This is a genomic window from Streptomyces sp. NPDC060002, from assembly GCF_042737245.1.
GTDB lineage: Bacteria > Actinomycetota > Actinomycetes > Streptomycetales > Streptomycetaceae > Streptomyces.
The window spans coordinates 1-23467 of the sequence record NZ_JBHWUW010000003.1 but is presented as its reverse complement, the minus strand read 5'-3'; the positions used below and the strand labels follow the sequence as shown (position 1 = coordinate 23467).

Below are 23467 nucleotides of genomic sequence, written 5' to 3'. Positions count from 1 at the left end.
ACGTGAACATCGACGGTTCGGCGGTACTGGTCACCGGGGGCGCCTCCGGCCTCGGACTGGCCACCGCGCGCCGCGTCATCGACCGGGGCGGCCGGGTCGTCCTGGCCGACCTCTCCGAGGAGCAGGGCGTCAAGGCGGTCGCCGGCCTCGGCGACGCCGCCCGCTTCGTGCACGCCGACGTCACCGACGAGGAGTCCGTCACCGCGGCCCTCGACGCGGCCGGGCGACTCGGCCCGCTGCGCTTCGTCGTGCACTGCGCCGGACGCGGCGGCGACCGCACCCGGATCATCGACCGTGACCGCACCCCGGGCGACCTCGCCACGTTCGCCGAGGTCGTACGGGTCAACCTGACCGGCACCTACAACGTGCTGCGCCTGGCCGCCGCCCGTCTCGCCGGCAACGACGTCGTCGACGGCGACCGCGGAGCCGTCGTCCTGACCGCATCCGTCGCCGCCTTCGACGGCCAGATCGGCCAGACCTCCTACACCGCCGCCAAGGCGGGCGTGCACGGCATGACCCTCGTCGCCGCCCGTGACCTGGCGAGCTGGCAGATCCGCGTCAACACCATCGCGCCGGGCATCATGGACACCCCCATGCTCGGCCGGCTGCGCGCCGACATCCGCGACGGGCTCGCCGCGACCGTGCCCCATCCCGGGCGCCTCGGCGACCCCGACGACTTCGCCCGTCTCGCCGTGGAGATGCTGGAGAACCCCTACCTCAACGGTCAGACGGTCCGGCTCGACGGCGCCCTGCGCATGGCTCCGCGCTGAACGGGCGGGGGGCTCCGACGAGTTCGGCCGACGGCTTCCGCGCCGGTCTGCGCGCCTTCCTGACCGACCACCACCCCGGCCGGCGTCCGAAGGACCCCGTCGACCGGCTGGCCTGGCAGAAGGCCTGGCTCGCCACGCTGTTCGACGCCGGGTACGCGGGCCCCAGCTGGCCGCGCGAGTACGGCGGGATGGACCTGGACTTCGCCCGCCAGGTGATCTACCAGGAGGAGTACGCGCGCGCCCGGGTGCCGGGCCCGCTCGGCACCGGGCTCGGCATCGCGGCCCCCACCCTGATCACATACGGCACACCCGAGCAGAAGGAGCGCTTTCTGCGCCCCATGCTGCGCGGTGACGCCGTATGGGCGCAGGGCTACTCGGAGCCGGAGGCGGGCTCCGACCTCCCGGCACTGCGCACGAGAGCCCGCCGGGAGGGGGACGAGTACGTCGTCAACGGACAGAAGGTGTGGAACAGCGCGGCGGACATCGCCGACGTCCTCTTCACGCTCGTCCGCACCGGCCCCTCCGGCTCCCGCCAGGACGGCGTCAGCTATCTGCTGATCGACGCCCACGCGCCGGGCGTCGAGGTGCGTCCGCTGCGGGACCTGACCGGGGACGCGCACTTCTGCGAGATCTTCTTCGACGACGTGCGCGTCCCCGTCGCCGACCGGATCGGCCCCGAGAACGGCGGCTGGCCGCTGGTCCGCACGAGCCTCGGCCATGAACGCGCCGCCGGAGCGATGAACCAGGCGGCCCTGTACCGGCGCGTGCTCGACGAGCTGATCGAGCTGGCGCACGAACGCGGGGCGACCGCCGACCCCCTGGTGCGCGACCGGCTCGCGGACTTCGAGATCCGGGTGACGATCATGCGGCTCACCGGGATGCGGACCATCGCCGACATCATGGCCAGGGGCGAGCCGGGGCCGGCCTCCTCGACGTCACGGCTGTTCATCGCGACCTTCGAGCAGGAACTGCACGAGTTCGCCCTGGAGTTGCTGGGACCGTACGGGATCCTCGGCCGCCACGACCCGCACGCCGTCCAGCGCGGACGCTGGGTGTGGGGCTTCCTGCGCACCCGGGCCTCGACGATCGGGGCGGGCACCGCCGAGATCCAGCGCAACACCATCGCCGAACAGGTGCTGGGCCTGCCCCGGGACCCGGCGACGCCGACCACCGGGAGGGCACGATGAGAGCCGCACGCTGTACGCACCACGGGCCCCCCGGCGGTCTCGAGGTCGTGGAACTGGACGACCTGGAACCCGGCCCGGGCGAGGTGCTGGTGCGGGTGCACGCCGCCGCGGTCAACTACCCGGACGTCCTGCTCGTGGCGGACCGCTACCAGGTGTCCGCGCCGACGCCGTTCACGCCGGGCAGCGAGTTCGCCGGTGTGGTGACGGCGCTGGGGCCGGGGGTGTCAGGCCCCCCGGTGGGCTCGCCCGTGGCCGGAGCGGTGCTGACGGGCGCCTTCGCCGAGCAGGTCGTGGTGCCCGTCGCGGGTCTGCGCCCCGTCCCCGACGGGCTCGACATGGTCCACGCCGCCGCCTTCCACGTGACGTACGCGACCGCCTACCACTCCCTGGTCACGGTCGGCCGGGGCACGGCGGGGGAGTGGGCGGCGGTGCTCGGGGCGGCGGGCGGCGTCGGCACCGCGGCCGTCGACATCGCGACCCGGCTCGGGATCCGCGTCGTCGCGGCGGCATCGAGCCGGGAGCGGCTGGAGGTCGCCCGCGAGCTCGGCGCGCAGGCCGGTGTCGACTACGTCCGCGAGGACCTGAAGACGCGGATCCGCGAGCTGACCGGCGGCGACGGAGTCCACCTCGTCGTCGACCCGGTGGGCGGCGACCACGCCGAGGCCGCCCTGCGCGCGCTGCGGCGGGGCGGCCGGTTCGTGACCGTGGGCTACGCCGACGGGAAGATCCCCCGGATCCCGCTGAACCTGGTGCTGCTCAAGGACGCGGTGGTACGGGGCTTCGAGATCCGCATGCTGCGCCGGTACGCCCCGGAGGCGGTGGCCGCCGGGGACCGGGAGCTCGCCAGGATGGTCGGGGACGGGATGCGCCCGCTCGTCTCCCGCGTCCACCCCCTCGCCGAGGTGGCGTCCGCCCTGACCGACGTGGCGCGGCGGCGCACCACCGGCAAGGTGGTCATCGACCTGACCGGACCGCCGTGAACGGCTGTCAGAACGTGGGCAGTTGCGGGCGCCGCTTGACGTATCCGGCGGCGTCGACGCGCATCTGCATGCCGGTGACGTAGCGGGACTCGTCGCAGACGAGGAAGAGGACGGTGTCGGCGATGTCCTCCGGCTCGACGTAGGGGATGCCGAAGCCGGTCGTCGCGGGGAACGAGGGCAGCGCGTCCTCGCGGCCGGGGTTCTCCAGGTCGGGCCGGAACGAGCGGTACATGAGGTCGCTGTTGAGCATGTCGGTGTTGACGTTCGTGGGATGCAGCGCGTTGACCCGGATCCGCCGCGGGGCGAGCACGGTCGCCAGGTCGTGCACGAACGCGGCCACCTGGCGCTTGGCGAACGAATAGCCGAGCCCGCCGGGCCCGTTGGCCGAATTGTCGGTGGTCGCGGGGATCAGCCCGGCGATCGATCCGGTCGCGACGATCGAGGCGCCGTCGGGCAGATGGGGCAGGGCCGCGTCGACGGCGTGCACCACCCCGTTGAAGTCGACGGTGACGGCGTCGAGGAAGGCCTGCGCGCTCTGCCCGGGGCCCAGCGGGCAGATCCCGGCCTGGGCCACCACGGCGTCGAGCCGCCCCAGCTCGGCCACCCCGTCGGCCACGGCCGCCTTCAGCGCCGCCGGATCACGTACGTCGGCCTTGCGGGCGACGATGCGCCGGCCGAGCTTCTCGACCTTGCGCACCGTCTCGTCCAGGTCCTCCTCGGTGGCCAGCGGATAGCCGTTGGTGGCGATGTCCGCACAGAGGTCCACGGCGATGATGTCGGCTCCCTCCGCGGCGAGCCGGACCGCCTGCGCCCGGCCCTGGCCGCGCGCGGCCCCGGTGATGAAGACGGCCTTGTCCTGCACTCGACCCATGGGGTCTCCTTCCCTCGGAAAAAGAGTAGCCTGAATACCGGCACAGGAAGCCGGGGAGTTCTTGATGATCTCGGAAACCCGCATGTTGTCGCTGATCGTTTCCGCTGAGCGGGACTTGTTCAGTGCACACAATCTGCCGAGTGCTAGAGAGTCCCCGAGACCGAGGGAGCACAAGGATGCCGTTGCAGCCATGGATGAAGTTGCTGTCGACCGACGACCATCTGATCGAGCCCCCACGACTGTGGTCGGACCGTCTGCCGGCGAGGTTCCGGGAGGCGGGGCCACGCATCGTGGAGCAGCCGCGGGGAGCGGGGCAGGCGCCCGCCGAGGTGTGGGTGTACGAGGACCGGATCCACCCCTACATCGGCCTCAACGCGGTCGCGGGGAAGAAGCCGGAGGAGTTCGGCCTCGAACCGACCCGCTACGACGAGATGATCCCGGGCTGCTACGACCCCGGGGCCAGGATCCGCGACATGGATCTGGACGGAGTGTGGGGCGCCCTGTGCTTTCCGTCGTTCCCGGGGTTCTCCGGCCATGTCTTCCTGGACGGCAAGGACCGTGAACTGGCGCTGCTGTGTGTGCGGGCGTGGAACGACTTCGTCCTCGACGAGTGGTGCGCCACCGCGCCGGGGCGGCTCATCCCCCTGGTCATCATGCCGATGTGGGACGTCCAGGCCTGCGTCGAGGAGATCCACCGGACCGCGGCCAAGGGGGCGAAGGCGATCTCCTTCCCGGAGAACCCGGCGCCGCGCGGTCTGCCCTCCTTCCACACCGACCACTGGGACCCCATGTTCTCGGCGGCCGAGGAGACCGGCATGCCGCTGTGCCTGCACTTCGGCACCTCCGGCAAGCCGCCGAAGACGGCCGAGGAGGCCCCGTTCGCCGTGACCATCGCGCTGTTCGGCTGCAACGCCATGTTCGCCACCGCCGACCTGCTCTTCTCGCCGGTGCTGCACAAGCACCCCAAGCTGAAGATCGGTCTGTCCGAGGGCGGCATCGGCTGGATCCCGTACCTGCTGGAGCGCAGCGACGGCACCTGGGAGAGGCACCGCTTCTACCAGAACGTCAACCAGAGCGTGCGGCCCTCGGAGCTGTTCCACAAGCACTTCCACGGCTGCTTCATCGACGACCGGTTCGGCGTCGAGGTACGGCACCACGTCGGCATCGACAAGATCACCTGGGAGTGCGACTACCCGCACTCCGACTCCTACTGGCCCAAGTCCCGCGCCTACGCGGCGGAGGTGCTGGCCGACGTCCCGGACGACGAGGTGCACCAGATCGTGGAGCTCAACACCCGCCGCCTCTACAACCTCCCCGTATGAGCCGGCGTCCGGAGTCCGAGCGCTCCGACTGGACCGACCTGGACCTGCTCACCGTCGAGGAGGCGCACGGCCGGCTGCTCGCCGAGATCGCCGAGACGGACGTACGTCTCGCCAAACTCGGCGACCGCGACGAGGCCGAGCGCGCACTCCTGCGGACCCGGCTGCGCGCCCTGCGCGAGGCCGCCGGGGAACTGACCGACCACGCGAGGAAGGACTGAGGCCGCCATGGGGCGTGTGGAGGGAAAGGTCGCGCTCGTCACGGGAGCGGCGCGGGGGCAGGGCCGCTCCCATGCCGTGCGACTGGCCGAGGAGGGCGCGGACGTCGTCGTCACCGACGTCTGCCATGACATCAGCGACGAACTGCCGTACCCGCTCGCGTCGAAGGAACAGCTTCAGGAGACGGCGGAGCTGGTCAGGGCGACGGGCCGACGGTGCGTCGCCGTACAGGCCGACGTCCGCTCGATCGCCGAGATGCGGGCGGCCGTCGACGCGGCGCGGGCTCGGTTCGGGCGGCTCGACGTGGTCGTCGCCAATGCCGGCGTCATGAGTTCGGGCTCCGCCTGGGAGCTGTCCGAGGAGGTCTGGGACGTCGTCGTCGACGTCAACCTCAAGGGCGCCTGGAACACGGCGCGGGCCGCGATCCCCTGGATGATCGAGGCCGGGGAAGGCGGCTCCATCGTCATGATCAGCTCCGCCGCCGGTATCCGCGGACATGTGCCGTACGCCCACTACGTGGCCGCCAAGCACGGCGTGGTCGGTCTGATGAAGGCCCTGTCCAACGAACTCGCCACGCACCGCGTCCGGGTGAACACCGTCCACCCCACCGGCGTCAGCGACACGGGCATCACCGTCGGCGTCCCCGTGGAGGAACTCGCCGCGCGCGAGCCGCTGTTCGCCCTCGCCGCGATGAACCCCCTCGCCCCGTACGTGGAGCCGCGGGACGTGTCGAACGCGGTCCTCTTCCTCGCCTCCGACGAGGCGCGTTACGTCACGGGCCTGCAGTTCACCGTCGACGCGGGGTCCACCAACAAGCCGTAGAAGGGGGTGGGTGGCATGAAGATCACGATCGACACGTCCTCGTGCTCCGGGCACGCCCGGTGCGCGGCGGCGGCGCCACGCCTCTTCCGGCTCGACGACGACGGCTACGCGCTGCCCGTCGACCAAGAGATTCCGGGGGCCCTCGAAGAGGCGGCCCGCGACGGAGAACGGGCCTGCCCGGAACGGGCGATCACCGTCGAGTGACATGGCCGAGCCCCACGGTCCGAGGACCGTGGGGCCCGGCCATGCGCGCAGGCCGCTCAGCCGGCCGGCTGCGGCGGCGGCGTGAAGTGGTGGCCCCAGAACGCGCCGTCCGTGATCTCGTAGACGGGGACGGGCTCCGGCACCTTCAGGCCGTTCCAGCCGAACTCGACGGCGTAGTTCTCCGGCGACCACACGTAGAACGACACCATGTGGTCGTTGGTGTGCTTGCCGAGCGAGTGCATCATCGGCACCTCGTACGCGGCGGCCCGGTCGAGAGCGCGCCCGACGTCGTCCAGGGCCGCGCCCTCGACCATGAAGTGCAGCAGCCGCCCGGGACCCGGCATCGGCGTGACGCCGAGCGTGTGGTGACGGGCGTTGCAGCCCATGAACCAGGTCGTGCCGCCGGGAGAGCGCATGGTGTTGCGCTCGATGAAGCCGAGGACCTCGACATAGAAGTCGAACGTGGTCCGCGCGTCCTCGGCCGAGATGATCGCGTGCCCGAAGCCCATGTCGCCGGTGACGAACCTCGAGACGAGCGGGGTCCGGACCGGCACATGGTCGAGTGTCGTGCCGTAGAACAGCTCGACCGGATTGCCGCCCGGGTCGTCGAACCTGACGAAGCCCGTGACCTTCCGCTCCGCGGCCTCGGCCTCGGTGCCGGCCGTCACCTGGATCCCGGCCTTCTCGACGCCCACGACCAGACGCGCCAGCTCCCGTTCGTCGAGGACCTCGAAGCCCAGGGCGGTCATCCCGGGCCGGTCCCCCGCGGAGACCACGATCCGGGCCGGGTAGTCGTCCATCCTGAAGGACAGCGACTCGCAGTCACCGCTCTCGACGGGCATCAGGCCGAGGAAGTCGGCTCCGAACGCCTTCCACCTGCCCAGGTCGTCGGATTCCAGACGCAGGTACCCGAGTGAGCGAACACCCATCAGGTCCTCCCCTCACATGTGGTCAGGTCCGGGGCGGCCCGTCGGGCACCCCCGGTATCGGTATGTCCGCGACGGTAGACAGCCCCGGGCCCGCGTGGCCGCGGGCGTCCCACTGATCGGGAGACGCACGGCGGAAGGCCTACCCCGGGTGCGACGGTGACCGCCATGACACTCAGCCACGAGGACACCCTGCGCGAACTGCGCACCGACGACGGCGTCCTGCGCTACCACGAGGCGGGCGACGGACCGCCGCTGCTCCTGCTGCACGGGTCCGGGCCGGGAGTCACCGGCTGGCGCAACTACCGGGACAACCTTCCCGTGCTCGCCCGCCACTTCCGCTGCCTCGCGCTGGAGTTCCCCGGCTTCGGGGTCAGCGACCCGACCGCCGAGAACCCGATGGCGGCCGCTCCGAAGGCCGTCCTGCGCTTCCTCGACGGCCTCGGTCTCGACCGCGTCGACGTCGTCGGGAACTCCATGGGCGGCTTCGTCGCCGTGGGACTCGCGGTCGCCCACCAGGATCTGTTCCGCCGGATCGTCACCATCGGCGGAGTGGGCCGCAACCTCCTCTCGCCGGCGCCCAGCGAAGGGCTGAACCTGCTGGTGGAGTTCGCCGAGAACCCCAGCAGGGAGAACCTCGTGCAGTGGCTGCGGGCGATGGTCCACGACCCGGCCCTGCTCACCGAGGAGCTGATCGAGGAACGGTGGGCGAGCGCCACCGAACCGTCCACCCTGGAGGCGTCCCGCCGGATCTACGGACGTCAGGCCATGGCAGCCGTCCTGGCCGCCCAGGCCCAGTCGGACCAGCCCGTCTGGGCCGCGCTCCACAAGGTCACCGCGCCCACCCTGCTGACCTGGGGCCGGGACGACCGGGTGACACCGCTGGAGAACGCGCTGCTGCCGCTGCGCACGATCCCCAAGGCCGAACTGCACGTGCTGCCGGACTGCGGGCACTGGGCGATGATCGAGCAGAAGGCGGCCTGGGAGAGCGCGGTAGTGGCCTTCCTGACCCGCCCGGAGACCGGCTGAGTGCCGACGGGGGGAGGGGGAGCAGCCGACGACAGGGGGGACGACCACGTGCCAAGACCCGCGCAGGCTCGGCGACCCGCCGACCCGACGTCGAGCCGCCAGGCCGCCCGGCGGGTCCGCATCCTGAGCGCCGCCTCCGCACTCGGGGCGCGCGAGGGGCTCTCCCGGGTGCAGATGCACGACGTGGCCAGGGAATCCGGCGTCGCCATCGCCACGCTGTACCGCTACTTCCCGTCCAAGCCCTACCTGTTCCTCGCGGTCCTCGAATGGCACATCGAACAGTTCCTCGGAGGCCGTGACGGCGGTCCGGCGGCCGCCGAGCCGGCCGACCCCGCGACGGAGGTGGCGGAGACGCTCATCGCGCTGACCGGGAAGCTGCTGGACAGCCGTCTGCTGGCCTCGGCGGTGGCGCTGTCGTCGTTCACCGAGTACGCGAGCGCCGTCCCGACCCGGATCGACATCGTCGAGAGAGCGCTGGGACAGCGGCTCCTGCGACTGCTCGGGGGCCGTGCGGACGCGGAGACCGAACGCGGCAGGGTGCGGTTGCTCGTCTACAGCTGGTGGGGGCTGTTCGTGGCCATGCTGACCGAGGAGATCTCCACCGAGCAGGGGGAGATCGACCTGCGGCTCGCCGCCCGGCTGATCGCCGCGGCGTAGCGCACGACGGAGCGCTTCGCCACGACTGAGCGCACGACTGAAGCGCGCGACTGAGCACAAGACGGAGCACACGGCGGAGCGCCCGGGACAGCCACCGCGTCCCGGGCGCACCCGTTCCGTCAGTCCGTCGTCCCGGCCATGTCCAGCACCGCGAGGTATCCGAACGCCAGGCTCGAGCCGATCGGGGTGCCCGCACCCGGGTACACGCGCCCCGACATCGCGGCCGCGGTGTTCCCGGTGGCGTACAGGCCGTCGATCGGCCGGCCGTCGGGCCGCAGCACCCGCGCCTGGGCGTCGATCCTCAGACCGCCCTTCGTGCCGATGTCGGACGGCACGATGGCCGCCGCGTAGAACGGCGCTGTGTCGATGGGCAGGAGCAGCGGGTTCGGCCACTCCGGCGCCGGCTTCGCGGGGATGTTCTGCCGGGGGTCCGCCGGGAAGGGGACGATGTGGTGGAACATCCGGTCCCACGGCGTCTCACCGCGCCGGAACCTTTCGTCGACGCCGGTCCGCGCGTACCCGTTGAACTCCTCGACCGTGCGCTTCAGTCCCTCGAACGGCACGTCGATCAGACGCGCCAGCTCCTCCAGGGTGCCGGCCTTCTTCAGTGCGCCCGACGCCAGCCACTGTTCGGGCCCCGGGGTGGCGGGCGGGAAGCCGATGCCGTCCCGGTCCAGCTGCCGTTGGTCGAACACCCAGTGGGCCGGGATGTGCCGCACGCCGGTGGTGGCGTGCAGCCGGACGATCTCGTGCCCGGCCTGGTCGTACGGCCGTGTCTCGTTGACGAAGCGCTCGCCCGCGCCGTTGACCCAGATCCCGCCCCGGGTGCCCGTGTGGAAGAGCGGCAGCCCGTCCGGGTGGACGAGCCCCGGCACGAACCAGGCCTCGTCGAGCAGGTCGGTGTCCGCCCCCACCGCGACGCCCGCCCGCAGCGCGTCCCCGGTGTTGGCCGGCGCGCCCTCGGACCACTCTCCGGTGAGCGGCGACTGGTGCTTCTCGCGGAGCTCACGGTCGCGCTCGAAGCCGCCGGCCGCGAGCAGCACGCCCCGTCCGGCCCGGATCCTGACCCGTTCGCCGTCGCCGTCGCCGTCGCCGTCGCCGTCGCCGTCGCCGCCGCTGACGACCTCGACACCGGTGACCCGGCCGTTTTCGACGACCAGGCTCTCCAGCGCGGTGTTCAGCCGCAGTTCGCCGTTGCCCGTCTCCAGGAACGCCGACAGCGCCCGGCCGATCAGCGCCCGGCCGCCGACCAGGACCGGGCCCTCGTCGAAGCCGAACCGCTCGGTGGGAAGACAGTCGCGGACCAGCGCCCTGCGCTCGCCGAGCTCAGTGACCTCGAGCGGCGGCGGGAACACGGTGTGCCCGGTGGGCGACGCCCCCGGGCTCGACGCGTAGTAGTCCGGAACCGGCCCGTGGACGAAGGACCGGAACCAGGGGTTCTGCTCGAGCTCGTCGATCAGCCGGACCCCGGCCGCCAGATACGCGTCCTGGAGCGCCTCCCGGGACGGGTCGTCGACGACATCGCGCAGATACGTCCGCGCCTCCTCGACGTCGTCACCGAGACCGGCCCGGCCGAGCGGAGCGGACCCCGGGAACCACAGACCCGCGCCGGAGTACGCCACCGTTCCGCCGACCCGGTCGGTCTTCTCGACGACGAGCGTGCGCAAGCCGCGGGAAGCCGCCACGTACGCCCCGACCAGACCTCCGCCCGACCCGACGACGATCACGTCGTAGGCGTCCTCGCTGATGCTCATCCGAACCTCCTCATGAGTGCCGACGTTCTTGGTGGGGGGTGGGGTCCCGGCGCGTGCCGCGTTCGTGGAGCCGGCAGGGCGCACTCCCTGGAGGCCACGGCGACGGTAACGAGGCGGCGCGGGCCCGCCGCCGGGCCATCTCGCTCAGCGAGACCCGCCCGGCGGTCCCGGTCGCCGACGCCCGGGGCCCGGTGAGGCAGTCCCGGTGAGCGGAACGCCCCGGGCCGCCGTCCGGCCCGGCGGCCCAGGCTGGAGGCCGGCACGAGTTGAGGATGGCGATGACAGACGTTCGGGAACCGACGGCCGCCGGGCACCGTGAGACCGCGGTGGCCGAGGCGGCCGCACGACTCACCCGCGCAGCCCATGACCACAAGCCCTGCGCGCCGGTACGGGAGCTGCTCGGCGCGACCGACATCGGCCTCGCCTACGCCGTCCAGCAACGCGTCATCGGCGACCGGATCGCCGCCGGAGCACGGGTCGTCGGCCGCAAGATCGGGCTGACGTCCGAGTCGGTCCAGCGCCAGGTGGGGGTCGACCGGCCCGACTTCGGCGTCCTCCTGGACGACACGGACGTCACCGCCCTGCCGGCCGTCCCCAGCCACCGGCTGCTCCAGCCGAGGGTCGAGGCGGAGATCGCGTTCGTGCTCGCCGCCGATCTGGACGACGACGACCTCGATGTCGAGCGGGTCCGGTCGGCGGTCGGACACGCCGTGGCCGCGCTGGAGATCGTGGACAGCCGGGTGGCCGGCTGGGACATCGCGATCACCGACACGGTCGCCGACAACGCGTCCAGCGGCCTGTTCGTGCTCGGCCGGCAGCGGGTCGGTCTCGGGGAGTTCACCCCCCGGGACGTGACCATGCGGCTGTACGCCGACGGCGAGCTCGCCTCCGCGGGCGACGGCGCTGCCTGTCTGGGCGATCCGCTCGCCGCGCTGCTGTGGCTGGCGCGCACGGCCCGGGAGTTCGGCGACCCGCTGCGCGCCGGACAGGTGGTGCTCTCGGGCGCCCTGGGCCCGCTCGTCCCCACCCCGCCGGGCACCACCGTACGGGCCGAGCTGTCGGGCCTGGGTCCGGTGACGGCGACCTTCACGCCCGACGACGCCAAGGCTCCCGAGGAACTCGAGGAACACGGATGACGAAGACCAAGGTGGCCGTTATCGGCTCCGGCAACATCGGCACCGATCTGATGATCAAGGTGCTGCGCCTGTCCGACACCCTGGAGATGGCCGCGATGGTCGGCATCGACCCGGACTCGGACGGCCTGGCGCGCGCCGCGCGCCTGAAGGTCCCCGTCACCCACGAGGGAGTGGACGGCCTGATCCGTATGGACGGCTTCGAGGACATCGAGATCGTCTTCGACGCCACGTCGGCGAAGGCGCATGCCGAGAACGCCGAGAAGCTCGCCCCGTACGGCAAGCGGCTCGTCGACCTCACCCCCGCCGCGATCGGCCCCTATGTGGTGCCACCGGTGAACCTCGACGAACACCTGGAAGACGCCGCGCGGTCCGGCGGCACCGTCGACAACGTCAACATGGTCACCTGCGGCGGCCAGGCGACCATCCCGATCGTCCACGCGGTCAGCCGGGTCACACCGGTGCCCTACGCCGAGATCGTCGCCTCGATCGCCTCCAGGTCGGCCGGGCCCGGCACCCGGGCCAACATCGACGAGTTCACCGAGACCACGGCCGGCGCCATCGAGAAGGTGGGCGGCGCCCGCCGGGGCAAGGCGATCATCGTCCTGAATCCGGCGGAACCGCCGCTGATCATGCGGGACACCGTGTACTGCCTGATCGGCGAGGCGGACCACGACGCGATCCGGGCCTCCGTCGAGGAGATGGTGGCCGAGGTCGCCGAGTACGTGCCGGGCTACCGGCTCAAGCAGCAGGTCCAGTTCACGCCGGTGCCCGACGGGGACCCGGTGCACACCCTGCTGCCCGACGGCGACCGCTCCGCGGCGACCACGAAGGTCTCCGTGTTCCTCGAGGTGGAGGGCGCCGCCCACTACCTGCCCGGCTACGCGGGCAACCTCGACATCATGACCTCGGCCGCCCTGCGCGTCGCCGAGCGCATCGCCCGGCGAGCGACCACCGAGGTGACCGAGTGACCGCCACCCGCAGGCTCTACGTGCAGGACGTCACCCTCAGGGACGGGATGCACGCCGTCCGGCACCGGATCACGCCCGGGTTCGTGTCCCGGATCTCCGCGGCCCTCGACCGGGCGGGGGTGGACGCGATCGAGGTCGCCCACGGCGACGGACTGGCCGGCGGCAGCCTCAACTACGGGCCGGGCAGCAACACCGACTGGGAGTGGATCGAGGCGGCCGCGGACGCGATCGACCGCGCGGTCCTCACCACCCTGCTCCTGCCCGGCATCGGCACCATCGCCGAACTGAAGCGGGCCAACGCCCTCGGGGTCCGCTCGGTGCGCATCGCCACCCACTGCACGGAGGCGGACGTGGCGGCCCAGCACATCGCCACCGCCCGGGAACTCGGCATGGACGTCTCGGGCTTCCTGATGATGAGCCACATGACGTCACCGGAGAAACTCGCGGGGCAGGCCCGGCTGATGGAGTCCTACGGCGCGCACTGCGTGTACGTCACCGACTCCGGCGGCCGGCTGACCATGGACGGAGTGCGCGACCGCATCCGTGCCTACCGGGACGTGCTCGATCCGGACACCCAGATCGGCATCCACGCGCACGAGAACCTCTCCCTGTCGGTGGCCAACTCCGTGGTGGCCGTGGAGGAGGGGGTGACCCGGGTCGACGCCTCGCTCGCGGGACAGGGCGCGGGCGCCGGGAACTGCCCGATCGAGCCGTTCGTCGCCGTCGCCAACCTCCACGGCTGGAAGCACGACTGCGACCTGTACGCCCTCCAGGACGCCGCCGAGGACCTGGTCCGCCCCCTGCAGGACCGGCCGGTGCGCGTCGACCGGGAGACCCTCACGCTGGGCTACGCCGGCGCCTACTCCAGTTTCCTGCGTCACGCCGAGGCCGCGGCGCAGCAGTACGGCCTGGACGCCCGCACCATCCTGGAGGAGGTCGGCAGGCGTGGCCTCGTCGGAGGGCAGGAGGACATGATCGTGGACATCGCCCTCGACCTCACCCACGGCTGACGTCGGCAGGGACGCCCCGCTCGCCGGACGGACCGCTCATCGGACGTACCGCTTCCCGGAAAGGATCTCCCCGGGAGCGGTACGTTTTTGCGTCCGAAATAAATGGACCGACCGTCCCAATAAGTTGGTGCACGACTCTTTCTCTGCGTCCCGGGGCATTGATACCTTGACGCCGGCGCCGAACTAGAATTGATTTCAGTTTGATCAGAGAGGCACCGACGATGACGTCTGCCCTTCGCCTGAACTCGCGATCCTCCGAGGTCGACGGGTCCGCGTCGCCTCCGTCGATGATGGAGCGCGTGACGCTGATCATGGACTTGTTCGACCGTCCACAGACCCATCTGACGCTCGAATCGGTCTCACGGCGGACCCATCTGCCCCGCTCGACCACACATCGGATACTCGACCAGCTGGTCCGGCTGGACTGGCTGCGCCACACGGTGGCCGGATACACGCTGGGAACCCGTGCGCTCGGCCTGGGAGGCCGGGAGATCGGGCACAGCGCGCTGCGGGCCGCCGCCGCACCCCACCTCCTGGACCTGGCCGTGCGGACCAGGATGGTCGTCCACCTCGCCGTGCTCGACGGACCGGAGATCTACTACCTCGACAAGGTCGGGGGCCGGGCCGCGGTGGACATTCCGTCGAAGGTCGGCGGCCGCGCGATCGCCCACTGCACCGGGCTCGGCAAGGCCATGCTCGCCTGGCTGAGCCCGGAGGAGATCGACACGCGGTACGCGCAGCTGATCGAGCGTCGCACCCGGCACAGCATCGGCCATCTCGGCCAACTGCACCGCGAACTGGGCCTGGTGCGCCGGCGGGGCGGACTGGCGATCGACCGGGGAGAGTGTTTCCCGGAGCTCGGCTGCGTCGGCCTCGCGCTGCGCGGTCCCGCCGGTCCGGTCGGGGCGATATCGGTGGTCGGCGACGGCCGCTCCTCGCTGGAGCTCGTGGCCCCGCTGGTGGTCGGCGCGGTGCGGGCCGTCTCCGAGGAGCTCTTCGGCATGCCGCAGTCGTACCGCCGGGACGTGTCGGACATCCTCGGATAGCGCGCGGCCGCCCCGGCGAGGCCCGGGGCGGCTCTCCTCGGGCCGGCCGCGTCAGCCGGCCGCCCGCGCGTCGGTCACCACGCCGTCCAGCCGCCGTCCACGGTGACGGTCGTGCCCGTGACGAACCGGGAGGCGTCCGAGGCGAGGAACACCGCCGCGCCGCCCAGTTCCCCGGCCTCGCCCACCCGGCCGAGCGGAGTGCCCCGCACGATCCGCTCGCCCCAGCGGCTCTCCAGCAGCCCCGAGCTGAGGTCCGTACGGAAGTAGCCGGGCGCGAGGGCGTTGACGCGCACCCCGCGGTCCGCCCACTCGACGGCGAGCGCCCTGGTGAGGGCCTCGACACCGCCCTTGCTCGCGGCGTACGCGGCGATCCGCTCGAAGCCCGTGCTCGCGTGCACCGACGACACGTTGACGATCGATCCGGAGCCCTGTTCCAGCATGACCTGGCCGGCCTCGCGGCAGCAGGTGAAGGTGCCCTGGAGGTTGACGTCGAGCACCCGCCGCCAGTCCTCGTCGGTGACGAACTCGCTGCGGGTGAAGTGCGGGCTGATACCCGCGCAGTTGACGAGGACGTCCAGCCGCCCGGTCGCCCCGGTGATCCGCCCGACCGCCGTGCGGACCGCGTCCGGGTCGGCGACGGAGCCGGGCAGCACCAGCACCTTGCCGCCGTGCCCGGCGAGTTCGGCCTCCAGGCTCTCCAGGTCGGCGGCCGTCCGGGCGGTCACCGCCACGTCCGCTCCGGCCTGGGACAGGGCGACCGCGATCGCCCGGCCGAGACCCTTGCCCGCGCCGGTCACCCAGGCGGTCCTGCCGTCGAGGCGCAGATCGGTGTTGACGTCGGACATCGTTCAGCCCTCCACGGGGATGTCGCGCAGGGTCCGCTTGAGGACCTTGCCCGAAGGGGTGCGGGGCAGTTCGCCGACGAGGTCGATGCGGGCCGGCACCTTGAACCTGGCCAGGCGCTCCCGGCAGAACTCCCGCAGCTCGTCCGCCCCGGCGCTCGCGCCCGGCCGGAACACCACGAAGGCCCGGGGGACCTCGCCCCAGCGGGGGTGGGTCAGGCCCACCACGGCGGCCTCCAGAACGGCCGGGTGCTCGTACAGGACCCGTTCGACCTCGGGCGTGGCGATGTTCTCCCCGCCGGAGACGATCATGTCCTTCTTCCGGTCGTCGATGAAGAGGAAGCCGTCCTCGTCGACGTGCCCGATGTCCCCGGTGTGGAACCAGCCGTTCCTGAGCGCGGCGGCCGTGGCCTTCTCGTCGCGCCAGTAGCCCGCGAAGACCTTCGGGCCGCGCAGCGTGATCTCGCCCAGTTCGCCGGCCGGGACCTCCTGGTCCATGTCGTCGACGATCCTGACCCGGGTGTGCGCCACGGGACGCCCGACCGAACCCAGCTTGGACAGCGCGTGCTCCCGGTCGAGGAAGGTGTCGCCGGAGACCGTCTCGGTCAGTCCGTAGGCGTCGGCGAACCAGGCGTTGGGGAAGGCGTTCATGATCCGCCGCAGGACCGGCTCGGGGGTCTTCTCGCCGCCGCCCACGATGAAGCGCATCGAGGTGGTGTCGTACGACTCCCGGTCCGGGACCTCCAGGACCGCGTTGACCATCACCGGCGCCAGCCAGGCGTTGGTGACCCGGTGTTCCTGGATGGCCCGCAGGACGCCGGCGGCGTCGAACCTGCGCTGCAGGACGACGCCGCCGCCCGCGTACAGCACCGGGAGGGCGGGCATGTCGAGGCCGCCGACGTGGTACAGCGGGCCCGCCACCAGCGTGGTGTCCGCAGAGGTCAGGCCGAACTGCACGATCTGCGCCACGTTCTTGGCGTGCAGGTTCCCGTACGTGATCCGCACGCCCTTGGGCCGCGAGGTGGTGCCGGAGGTGTACATCAGACGCTGGAGGTCGTCCGGCTCGACGTCCACCGGCTCCACCCGCGCGCCCCGGTGCCGCTCCAGCAGGGCCTCGTAACCGGTCCACCGGTCCGAGGGGGCCTCGCCGTCCACCAGGATCCGCCGCTCCAGGCCGGTCAGCCTCTCGGCGACGCGGTCGGCGGCCCGCAGGAACTCCGGCTCGGTGACGACCGCCTTCGCCCGGGAGTGGTCGAGGATGTACGCCCACTCGTCCTCGGACAGACGGTAGTTCAGCGGCAGGAAGACGGCCCCGACGCGATTGACGGCGTACACCAGCTCCAGGAACTCCGGCCTGTTGTACAGCAGCAGGCCCACGACGTCGCCGCGCCCGACGCCCAGTTCCGTCAGACCGGCGGCCAGCCGGTTGACCCGTTCGTGGAGGGCGCGGACCGTCAGGCGGCGGTCCTCCTGCGTCACGGCCACGGCGTCGGGCCGCTGGGCCACATGGTGATCGAGGATGCTCGAGAAATTGTGCACGGCGACTCTCCGGCTCTGCGGCCGGGATTGTCCCGACCGGTCGGTTGCCCGCTCCCAAGATTTAGTGTACCTCTTGGTCTATAAAACTCTTGCCGCACTTTACGACGGAGCGCACCGGTCGACAACCATCCAGGCGGGCGTGATGTCGCTTCCCCACGGAGGAGGGCCCCCGTGCCACGCATCCGCCTCGACACCGACGGACCCGTCGTCACGGTCCGGCTCGACCACCCGCCGATGAACGCCTTCGACACCGCCCAGCGCAGCGAGCTGGCCGCCGCAGTGCGCCAGCTCGCCGACAGCCGCGCGGTGCGGGCCGTGGTGCTGTACGGAGGGGAGCGGCTGTTCGCCGCCGGGGCGGACGTCGGGGCCCTGGCCGCGATGGGCCCGGAGGAAGTACGGGGCTGGAACCGGGCGTTGCAGCGGACCTTCGACGAGGTGGCCCGGCTGCCGGTGCCGGTCGTCGCCGCGATCACCGGGTACGCGCTCGGCGGCGGCCTCGAACTGGCCCTCGCCGCCGACTACCGGGTGGCGGCCGACGACGCGGTCCTCGGCCAGCCCGAGGTGCAGCTGGGGATCATGCCGGGCTCGGGCGGCACCCAGCGGCTGACCCGGCTGATCGGGCCGTCGCGGGCCAAGAACCTGCTGATGACCGGCCGCCGGGTGGGCGCCGACGAGGCGCTGCGGCTCGGGCTGGTGGACGAGGTCGTGCCCGCGGGCGAGGTCCACGACACGGCACTGCGCTATGCCCGGCGGCTCGCCGAGGGGCCCGCCGCCGCCCTGGAGGCGATCAAGGAGGCCGTGGACCACGGCGCCGACTCCGGCCTGTCCGCCGGGCTCGCGCTCGAACGGTCCCTGTTCACGGGGGTCTTCGGCACGGCCGACGCCGCCACCGGGATCCGGTCGTTCCTGGAACACGGCCCCGGCAAGGCGCGCTTCGAGGGCCCGGCGGACGACGACTAGCCGCGCGCCGGGACCCGTACGACACGAAAGGGGTGGAGAAGATGAAGGCACTGCGCTGGCACGGCGCGCTCGACCTGCGGCTGGAGGAGGTACCCGACCCACCCGAGCCGGGGCCGCACGAGGCCGTGGTCGAGGTCGCCTGGTGCGGGGTGTGCGGCACCGACCTGCACGAGTTCCTCGAAGGGCCGCACATGATCCGCTCCGGTCCGCACCCGCTGACCGGAGCCAGTCCGCCCCTCGCCCTCGGGCACGAACTGAGCGGCACCGTACTGGCGTTGGGCGCGGACGTGCCCGGGGTCGCGGTCGGCGACCGGGTCGCCGCCGACCCCGTCTGGCGGTGCGGCGTCTGCTTCTGGTGCGCACGTGGCGAGTACCACATCTGTCCCCGGAGCGGCTCGGTGGGCCTGGCCTCGCCCGGTGCCTTCGCCGATCGCGTCACCGTGCCGATCGCCGGGCTCACACGGCTTCCCGACAACGTGAGCGACGAGATGGCGGCCGCCGCCGAACCCCTCGCGGTCGGTCTGCACGCCGTCACCCGGGCCGGCGTCCGGCCGGGCGACAACGTCCTGGTCGTCGGCGGCGGCCCGATCGGCGTCGCGGTCGTCCTGGCCGCCCGGATCGCCGGCGCCGCCGGGCTCTATGTGAGCGAACCCCTCGCCGGGCGCCGCGAGTCGCTCCTGCGGCTCGGCGTCACCGAGGCGTTCGACCCGCGCGAGACCGACGTACGCCGCGAGGTGTTCCTGAAGACCGGCCGGATCGGCCCGGACGTCGTCATCGACGCGACCGGCGTCCCCGCGCTCGCGGGGCAGGCCGTCACCACCGTCCGGCGCGGCGGCCGGGTCGTGCTCGCCGGCGTCGGCCACGGCAGCGTCGAGTTCGACATGGGCCAACTCGTCTTCTACGAGCGCTCGGTGGTCGGCACGCTCGGCTACCACTTCGACATCCCCCGGGTGATCGACCTGATGAGCACCGGACGCCTGGACGCGTCCGCCCTGATCACCGGACGTTTCCCGCTCTCGGAAGGAGCCGGGGTCTTCGCGGACCTGGCCGCTGACCGGGCCCGCCACCTCAAGGTTCTGCTGACCCCGAAGGGACTGTGACATGGATTTCGACCTGCCGGAGGAGACCCGGGACCTACAGGACATGGTCCGCGAGTTCGCGGCCAAGGAGATCGCCCCGAACGCGGCCCAGTGGTCGGAGAACGAGGAGTTCCCGACCCCTGTCTTCACCAAGCTCGGCGAACTCGGCCTGATGGGCATGCTCGTCCCCGAGGAGTACGCAGGCGCGGGCTCCGACATGGTCTCCTATGTGGCCGTCATGGAGGAACTCGGCGCCGCCGACCAGTCGGTGGCCTCCTCCTGGAACGCGCACTCCACCATCGCCACCCTCCCGCTGCTGGCCTACGGAACCGAGGAGCAGAAGCACCGCTGGCTGGCCCCGCTGGCCCGGGGCGAGGCCCTCGGCGCGTTCGGCCTCACCGAGCCCGGCGCCGGGTCCGACGCGGCCGGCATCACCACCACCGCCCGCCGGGCGGACGGCGGTTGGGTGATCAACGGCACCAAGATGTTCATCACCAACGCCGGCACCGGCATCAGCCAGGGCGTCACCCTGCTGGCCACCACCGGCCGCGACGAGGACGGGCGGAAGCGCTTCGCCACCTTCTACGTGCCGACCGGCACCCCCGGCTACACGTGCGGGGCCAAGCTGAGGAAGCTCGGCTGGCACGCCATGGACACCCGCGAACTGGTCTTCGCCGACTGCTTCGTCCCCGACGGCCATCTCATCGGCGAGGAGGGGGGCGGGCTGCGCCAGTTCCTCTCCGTGCTGGACAAGGGCCGGATCAGCGTCGCCGCCCTGGGACTGTCGCTGGCCAAGGCGGCCCTCGCGCTCGCCGTCAAACACGCCACGGAACGGCACCAGTTCGGCCGTCCGCTGTCGGCGTTCCAGGCCGTCGCCCACAAGATCGCCGACATGGGCACGGAGTTCGAGGCCGCCCGGTGGATGGTCTACCGCGCCGCCTGGCTCGCCGACCAGGGGCGCCCGTACGGCACGGAGGCCGCCATGGCGAAGCTGTACGCCTCCGAGGTCGCCAACCGCGCCGCCTCCCAGGCGGTGCAGATCCACGGCGGTTACGGCTATGTGCGGGAGTCGGAGATCTCGCGGTTCTACGCCGACGCCAAGATCCTCGAGATCGGCGAGGGCACGAACGAGATCCAGCGAGATGTCATCGCCAGGGCGCTGGTGAAGCAGGTGTGAGCGGCGCAGGGGCCCGCGGCGCGTGCCGCGGGCCCCCTCCGATCAGCTCGCCACCGAGGCGGACCGCCACTCGGCTTCGGGGTCGAGGGGCAGATCGGGACGGTCGCGCTTGAAGGCCGCCGCCGCCTCCTCCACGTCCGGCAGGGCGGCACCCGGCGCGCCGAACCCGCGCAGCAGGGTGTCGCAGTACGCGCGGGACAGGTACGCGGCGTTCCAGTGGCCGTCCGGCTTCACCCACTGGTAGGTGTGGTTGTGCAGGTTGAGGAACTGGAGGGTGGCCAGGTGCGGGTCGACCGCGCGGAAGCTGACCCGCTCCATGGCTTTCGTGAGCAGTCCCCGGACCAGCCGCTCGAACTCGGCGCGCTGGCCGAGCAGGGTCTGGAGGTGGTCGCCGGTGAGACTGCGGTAGTCGTGCTCGTAGACCCAGATGTGGTCGAGCCTGCGGACGATGATCGTGAGCAGCGACTCCGAGAGCAGGCGCAGCCGCACCAGCGGATCCGCGTCGAGCGCCGCGATCTCCTGGGCCCGGGAGAGCAGCGGGGTCATCACCCGGGACTGGATCTCGATCAGCAGGTTCTCCTTGGAGTCGATGTAGTAGTACAGCGCTCCCTTGGCGAGCCCGACCGCCCGGCCCAGGTCGTTGACGGAGGTCGCCGCGTAGCCCTGGCGGGCGAACAGCTCGGCGGCCGTGTCGATGATCTTCTGGCGTCTGACCTCGTAACCCGGTCCGTGGCCCGGTGGTCTGGGCATTGCCCCACTCCCCGCCTGATGTGCGGACATCTTTTCTGTTGTGCTCCACGTAGTTTGCTAGACCAGACGGTACATTAAAAGAAGGACTCAGGCGGTGCGGCCTTGTGCCGCCCGGGCGAGCATTGCGAGGACGCGCATGACGACGACCGAGGCACCGCGGCAGACCGGATCGGGATCCGCGCACGCGGATCAACTCCTGGAGATGTATCGCCGGATGCGCCGTATCCGGCGTTTCGAGGAACGGGCGTCCGAGCTGTACAAGGCGACGGAGATCCCCGGATTCCTGCATCTGTCGATAGGCCAGGAGGCCGGCGCCGTGGGCGCCTGCTGGCCGCTCGGCCCCCGGGACGGGATCACCTCCACCCACCGCGGTCACGGCCATGTCCTGGCCAAGGGGCTGGACTCGGCGTCCATGATGGCCGAGCTGATGGGCAAGGAGGCGGGCACGTGTCACGGCCGTGGCGGCTCGATGCACATCGCCGACCCCGGCCTCGGCATCTACGGCGCCAACGGGATCGTCGGCGCCGGACTCCCCATCGCCACGGGCGTGGCGACCGCGGCCAAGCTGCGCGCCGCGGGGGACGTGGTGGTGGCCTTCTTCGGGGACGGCGCGGTCGCGCAGGGCATGTTCCACGAGGCGGTGAACCTGGCCGCCGTGTGGGACCTGCCGGTCGTCTTCCTCTGCGAGAACAACCACTACTCCGAGTTCTCACCCGCCGCCGAGCAGCACCGGGCCCCGCTCTCCGCCCGGGCCGCGGGGTACGGCATCGGGTACGCGCACGTCGACGGCAACGACGTCCTCGCGGTGGCGGGGATGATGAGCGACGTGGTGGAACGGCTGCGGGGCGGCGGCGGTCCGGTCCTGGTGGAGGCCGAGACCTACCGCTGGCACGGCCACTACGAGGGCGACCCCGAGCGCTACCGCAGCGCGCAGGAGGTCGCCGCCGCCAAGGAACGCGACCCGCTGCTGGTGGCCCGCCGCCACCTGGCGACGGCGGGCGTGCCGGCCGCGGCCGCCGACGCGGTCGACGAGGAGATCGACAAGGAGATCGAGGCGGCGGTCGAGTGGGCCAGGGGCCTGCCCGAGCCGGCCCCCGAGACCCTGTACGACTTCGTCTCGGCCCCGCGTCCCGCCCGGCCCGAGCCCGCCCCGGCGACGGGTGAGACATTCCGCTCGATGGACGCCGTACGGCTCGCCCTGGAACACGAACTCGCGGCCGATCCCGCCGTGTTCGTCGCCGGTATCGACGTCGGCGCGGGCGGGAACGTCTTCGGGCTGACCCGGGGCCTGGCCGAGGCGTTCCCGGGCCGGGTCCGTGACACGCCGATCAGCGAGAGCGCCATTCTCGGGACGGCGGTGGGGGCGGCCATGGCCGGCATGAAACCGGTCGTCGAGATCATGTACATGGACTTCATCGGCGTCTGCCTCGACATGCTGCTCAACCAGGCAGCCAAGCTGCGTTTCATGACCGGCGGCCGGGCCGCGATGCCCCTCGTGGTGCGCACCCAGTTCGGCGCCGGGCGCTCTTCCGGCAGCCAGCACTCGCAGAGCCTGGAGGCGCTGCTGGCCCACATTCCGGGGCTGACGGTGGTGATGCCGTCCAACCCGGCCGACACCTACGGACTGTTGCGGGCCGCCATCCAGGATCCCAACCCGGTCGTCTTCGTCGAGAACCGGCTCCAGTACGGCTTCAAGGGCCCGAAGCCGCCGGTCGACCACCTGGTCCCGCTGGGTCGGGCGAAGGTGGTCCGTGAGGGCACCGACATCACGCTCGTCTCCTGGTCGCGGATGGTCCAGGACGCCCTGGCCGCCGCGGAGTCGCTCGCCGCGGAGGGCGTGAGCGTGGAGGTGATCGACCTGCGCACGATCGCCCCGCTGGACCGGGAGACGGTCCTCGCCTCCCTCGCCAAGACCAGCCGGCTGGTCATCGCGCACGAGGCGGTACGGGACTTCGGGGTCGGCGCCGAACTCGCGGCGCTGGCCGTCGACGAGGGGTTCTGGCACCTGGACGCGCCCGTCACCCGGGTCGCGCCACCCCCGATGCCCGCGCCCTACGCGCCCTCGCTGGAACGGCTGTGGCTGCCCTCGCGCGACACCATCGCCGACACCCTGCGGCGCATCGCGGCGGTGTGAACGAGGAAGCGACGGCAAAGGGGGAGGCCCCGGGCCGAACCTCCCGGGGCCTCCCCCGTGGTGCGGACCCCCACCGGCCCGGCCACAC

Annotated in this window: 23 protein-coding genes; 17 read left to right on the top strand and 6 right to left on the bottom strand. The window is 72.0% G+C overall.

Going from position 1 to position 23467, the window contains the following annotated elements:
• Positions 1–2: 2 nt before the first annotated feature.
• The 3 genes from ACFWBD_RS04145 to ACFWBD_RS04135 are packed head-to-tail and all read left to right on the top strand — an operon-like array spanning position 3 to position 2937.
• Positions 3–770: an SDR family NAD(P)-dependent oxidoreductase gene (locus ACFWBD_RS04145; RefSeq protein ID WP_385662332.1), complete on the top strand. Its 768-nt coding sequence runs from the start codon at positions 3–5 to the stop codon at positions 768–770.
• Positions 767–1957 (top strand): acyl-CoA dehydrogenase family protein, encoded by a 1191-nt coding sequence (locus ACFWBD_RS04140; protein WP_385662860.1) that lies wholly within the window; start codon positions 767–769, stop codon positions 1955–1957. Before ACFWBD_RS04145 ends, ACFWBD_RS04140 begins: the two co-directional genes overlap by 4 nt.
• Entirely contained in the window at positions 1954–2937 is a 984-nt protein-coding gene (locus tag ACFWBD_RS04135) for an NADPH:quinone oxidoreductase family protein (RefSeq protein WP_385662331.1), read from the top strand. Before ACFWBD_RS04140 ends, ACFWBD_RS04135 begins: the two co-directional genes overlap by 4 nt.
• A gap of 7 nt (positions 2938–2944) precedes the next feature.
• Here the strand turns inward: ACFWBD_RS04135 and ACFWBD_RS04130 are convergent, their stop codons facing one another.
• Positions 2945–3808, bottom strand: coding sequence for a mycofactocin-coupled SDR family oxidoreductase (locus tag ACFWBD_RS04130; RefSeq protein WP_385662330.1), 864 nt, complete (start codon positions 3806–3808; stop codon positions 2945–2947).
• A gap of 176 nt (positions 3809–3984) precedes the next feature.
• On the opposite strand from ACFWBD_RS04130, the gene ACFWBD_RS04125 reads away from it, so the two are divergent.
• From ACFWBD_RS04125 to ACFWBD_RS04110, 4 genes are read left to right on the top strand one after another with little or no spacing between them, the layout of a single operon-like run.
• The gene (locus tag ACFWBD_RS04125; RefSeq protein ID WP_385662328.1) at positions 3985–5130 is read left to right on the top strand and encodes an amidohydrolase family protein; all 1146 of its coding nucleotides are present in this window, start codon (positions 3985–3987) and stop codon (positions 5128–5130) included.
• On the top strand, positions 5127–5348 hold the full coding sequence (locus ACFWBD_RS04120) for a hypothetical protein (protein ID WP_385662325.1): 222 nt from the start codon (positions 5127–5129) through the stop codon (positions 5346–5348). Before ACFWBD_RS04125 ends, ACFWBD_RS04120 begins: the two co-directional genes overlap by 4 nt.
• A 7-nt stretch (positions 5349–5355) precedes the next feature.
• Positions 5356–6168, top strand: a complete 813-nt coding sequence (locus tag ACFWBD_RS04115; protein WP_385662322.1) for a mycofactocin-coupled SDR family oxidoreductase — start codon at positions 5356–5358, stop codon at positions 6166–6168.
• Between the two features lie 15 nt (positions 6169–6183).
• Entirely contained in the window at positions 6184–6372 is a 189-nt protein-coding gene (locus ACFWBD_RS04110; protein ID WP_385662319.1) for a ferredoxin, read from the top strand.
• Between the two features lie 56 nt (positions 6373–6428).
• Here the strand turns inward: ACFWBD_RS04110 and ACFWBD_RS04105 are convergent, their stop codons facing one another.
• On the bottom strand, positions 6429–7301 hold the full coding sequence (locus ACFWBD_RS04105; RefSeq protein ID WP_385662317.1) for a VOC family protein: 873 nt from the start codon (positions 7299–7301) through the stop codon (positions 6429–6431).
• Between the two features lie 165 nt (positions 7302–7466).
• On the opposite strand from ACFWBD_RS04105, the gene ACFWBD_RS04100 reads away from it, so the two are divergent.
• Both ACFWBD_RS04100 and ACFWBD_RS04095 read left to right on the top strand, forming a co-directional pair.
• A complete protein-coding gene (locus ACFWBD_RS04100) occupies positions 7467–8327 on the top strand; it encodes an alpha/beta fold hydrolase (RefSeq protein WP_385662314.1) in 861 nt (286 codons plus the stop codon).
• Between the two features lie 48 nt (positions 8328–8375).
• Positions 8376–8984 (top strand): TetR/AcrR family transcriptional regulator, encoded by a 609-nt coding sequence (locus ACFWBD_RS04095; RefSeq protein WP_385662311.1) that lies wholly within the window; start codon positions 8376–8378, stop codon positions 8982–8984.
• Positions 8985–9103: 119 nt separating this feature from the next.
• Here the strand turns inward: ACFWBD_RS04095 and ACFWBD_RS04090 are convergent, their stop codons facing one another.
• On the bottom strand, positions 9104–10738 hold the full coding sequence (locus ACFWBD_RS04090; protein WP_385662309.1) for an FAD-binding protein: 1635 nt from the start codon (positions 10736–10738) through the stop codon (positions 9104–9106).
• A gap of 278 nt (positions 10739–11016) precedes the next feature.
• Between ACFWBD_RS04090 and ACFWBD_RS04085 the strand changes: the two genes are divergently transcribed.
• From ACFWBD_RS04085 to ACFWBD_RS04070, 4 genes are all read left to right on the top strand, one after another.
• Complete coding sequence (locus ACFWBD_RS04085) at positions 11017–11874, top strand: 2-keto-4-pentenoate hydratase (protein WP_385662306.1); 858 nt, start codon at positions 11017–11019, stop codon at positions 11872–11874.
• Positions 11871–12842 (top strand): acetaldehyde dehydrogenase (acetylating), encoded by a 972-nt coding sequence (locus ACFWBD_RS04080; protein WP_385662303.1) that lies wholly within the window; start codon positions 11871–11873, stop codon positions 12840–12842. Before ACFWBD_RS04085 ends, ACFWBD_RS04080 begins: the two co-directional genes overlap by 4 nt.
• The gene (gene dmpG, locus ACFWBD_RS04075; RefSeq protein ID WP_385662300.1) at positions 12839–13852 is read left to right on the top strand and encodes a 4-hydroxy-2-oxovalerate aldolase; all 1014 of its coding nucleotides are present in this window, start codon (positions 12839–12841) and stop codon (positions 13850–13852) included. The genes ACFWBD_RS04080 and dmpG overlap by 4 nt, the downstream gene beginning before the upstream one ends.
• Positions 13853–14139: 287 nt before the next feature.
• Positions 14140–14898: an IclR family transcriptional regulator gene (locus tag ACFWBD_RS04070; protein WP_385662298.1), complete on the top strand. Its 759-nt coding sequence runs from the start codon at positions 14140–14142 to the stop codon at positions 14896–14898.
• A gap of 74 nt (positions 14899–14972) precedes the next feature.
• On the opposite strand, the gene ACFWBD_RS04065 is transcribed toward ACFWBD_RS04070, so the two are convergent.
• Positions 14973–15743 (bottom strand): SDR family NAD(P)-dependent oxidoreductase, encoded by a 771-nt coding sequence (locus tag ACFWBD_RS04065; RefSeq protein WP_385662296.1) that lies wholly within the window; start codon positions 15741–15743, stop codon positions 14973–14975.
• Between the two features lie 3 nt (positions 15744–15746).
• On the bottom strand, positions 15747–17279 hold the full coding sequence (locus ACFWBD_RS04060) for a long-chain fatty acid--CoA ligase (protein ID WP_385662294.1): 1533 nt from the start codon (positions 17277–17279) through the stop codon (positions 15747–15749).
• A gap of 171 nt (positions 17280–17450) precedes the next feature.
• Between ACFWBD_RS04060 and ACFWBD_RS04055 the strand changes: the two genes are divergently transcribed.
• Genes ACFWBD_RS04055 through ACFWBD_RS04045 form a run of 3 tightly spaced genes read left to right on the top strand, consistent with a single transcriptional unit; the run spans position 17451 to position 20495 of the window.
• Positions 17451–18239 (top strand): enoyl-CoA hydratase/isomerase family protein, encoded by a 789-nt coding sequence (locus ACFWBD_RS04055; protein WP_385662291.1) that lies wholly within the window; start codon positions 17451–17453, stop codon positions 18237–18239.
• Positions 18240–18280: 41 nt separating this feature from the next.
• Positions 18281–19339 carry a 2,3-butanediol dehydrogenase gene (locus ACFWBD_RS04050; RefSeq protein WP_385662288.1) on the top strand — a complete coding sequence of 353 codons (1059 nt, stop codon included), beginning with the start codon at positions 18281–18283 and terminating at the stop codon, positions 19337–19339.
• A gap of 1 nt (position 19340) precedes the next feature.
• On the top strand, positions 19341–20495 hold the full coding sequence (locus ACFWBD_RS04045; RefSeq protein WP_385662285.1) for an acyl-CoA dehydrogenase family protein: 1155 nt from the start codon (positions 19341–19343) through the stop codon (positions 20493–20495).
• 42 nt (positions 20496–20537) lie between these two features.
• On the opposite strand, the gene ACFWBD_RS04040 is transcribed toward ACFWBD_RS04045, so the two are convergent.
• Entirely contained in the window at positions 20538–21245 is a 708-nt protein-coding gene (locus ACFWBD_RS04040) for a TetR/AcrR family transcriptional regulator (protein ID WP_385662282.1), read from the bottom strand.
• A gap of 136 nt (positions 21246–21381) precedes the next feature.
• On the opposite strand from ACFWBD_RS04040, the gene ACFWBD_RS04035 reads away from it, so the two are divergent.
• Positions 21382–23379: a pyruvate dehydrogenase complex E1 component subunit beta gene (locus ACFWBD_RS04035; protein ID WP_385662279.1), complete on the top strand. Its 1998-nt coding sequence runs from the start codon at positions 21382–21384 to the stop codon at positions 23377–23379.
• The last annotated feature ends 88 nt before the right edge of the window (positions 23380–23467 follow it).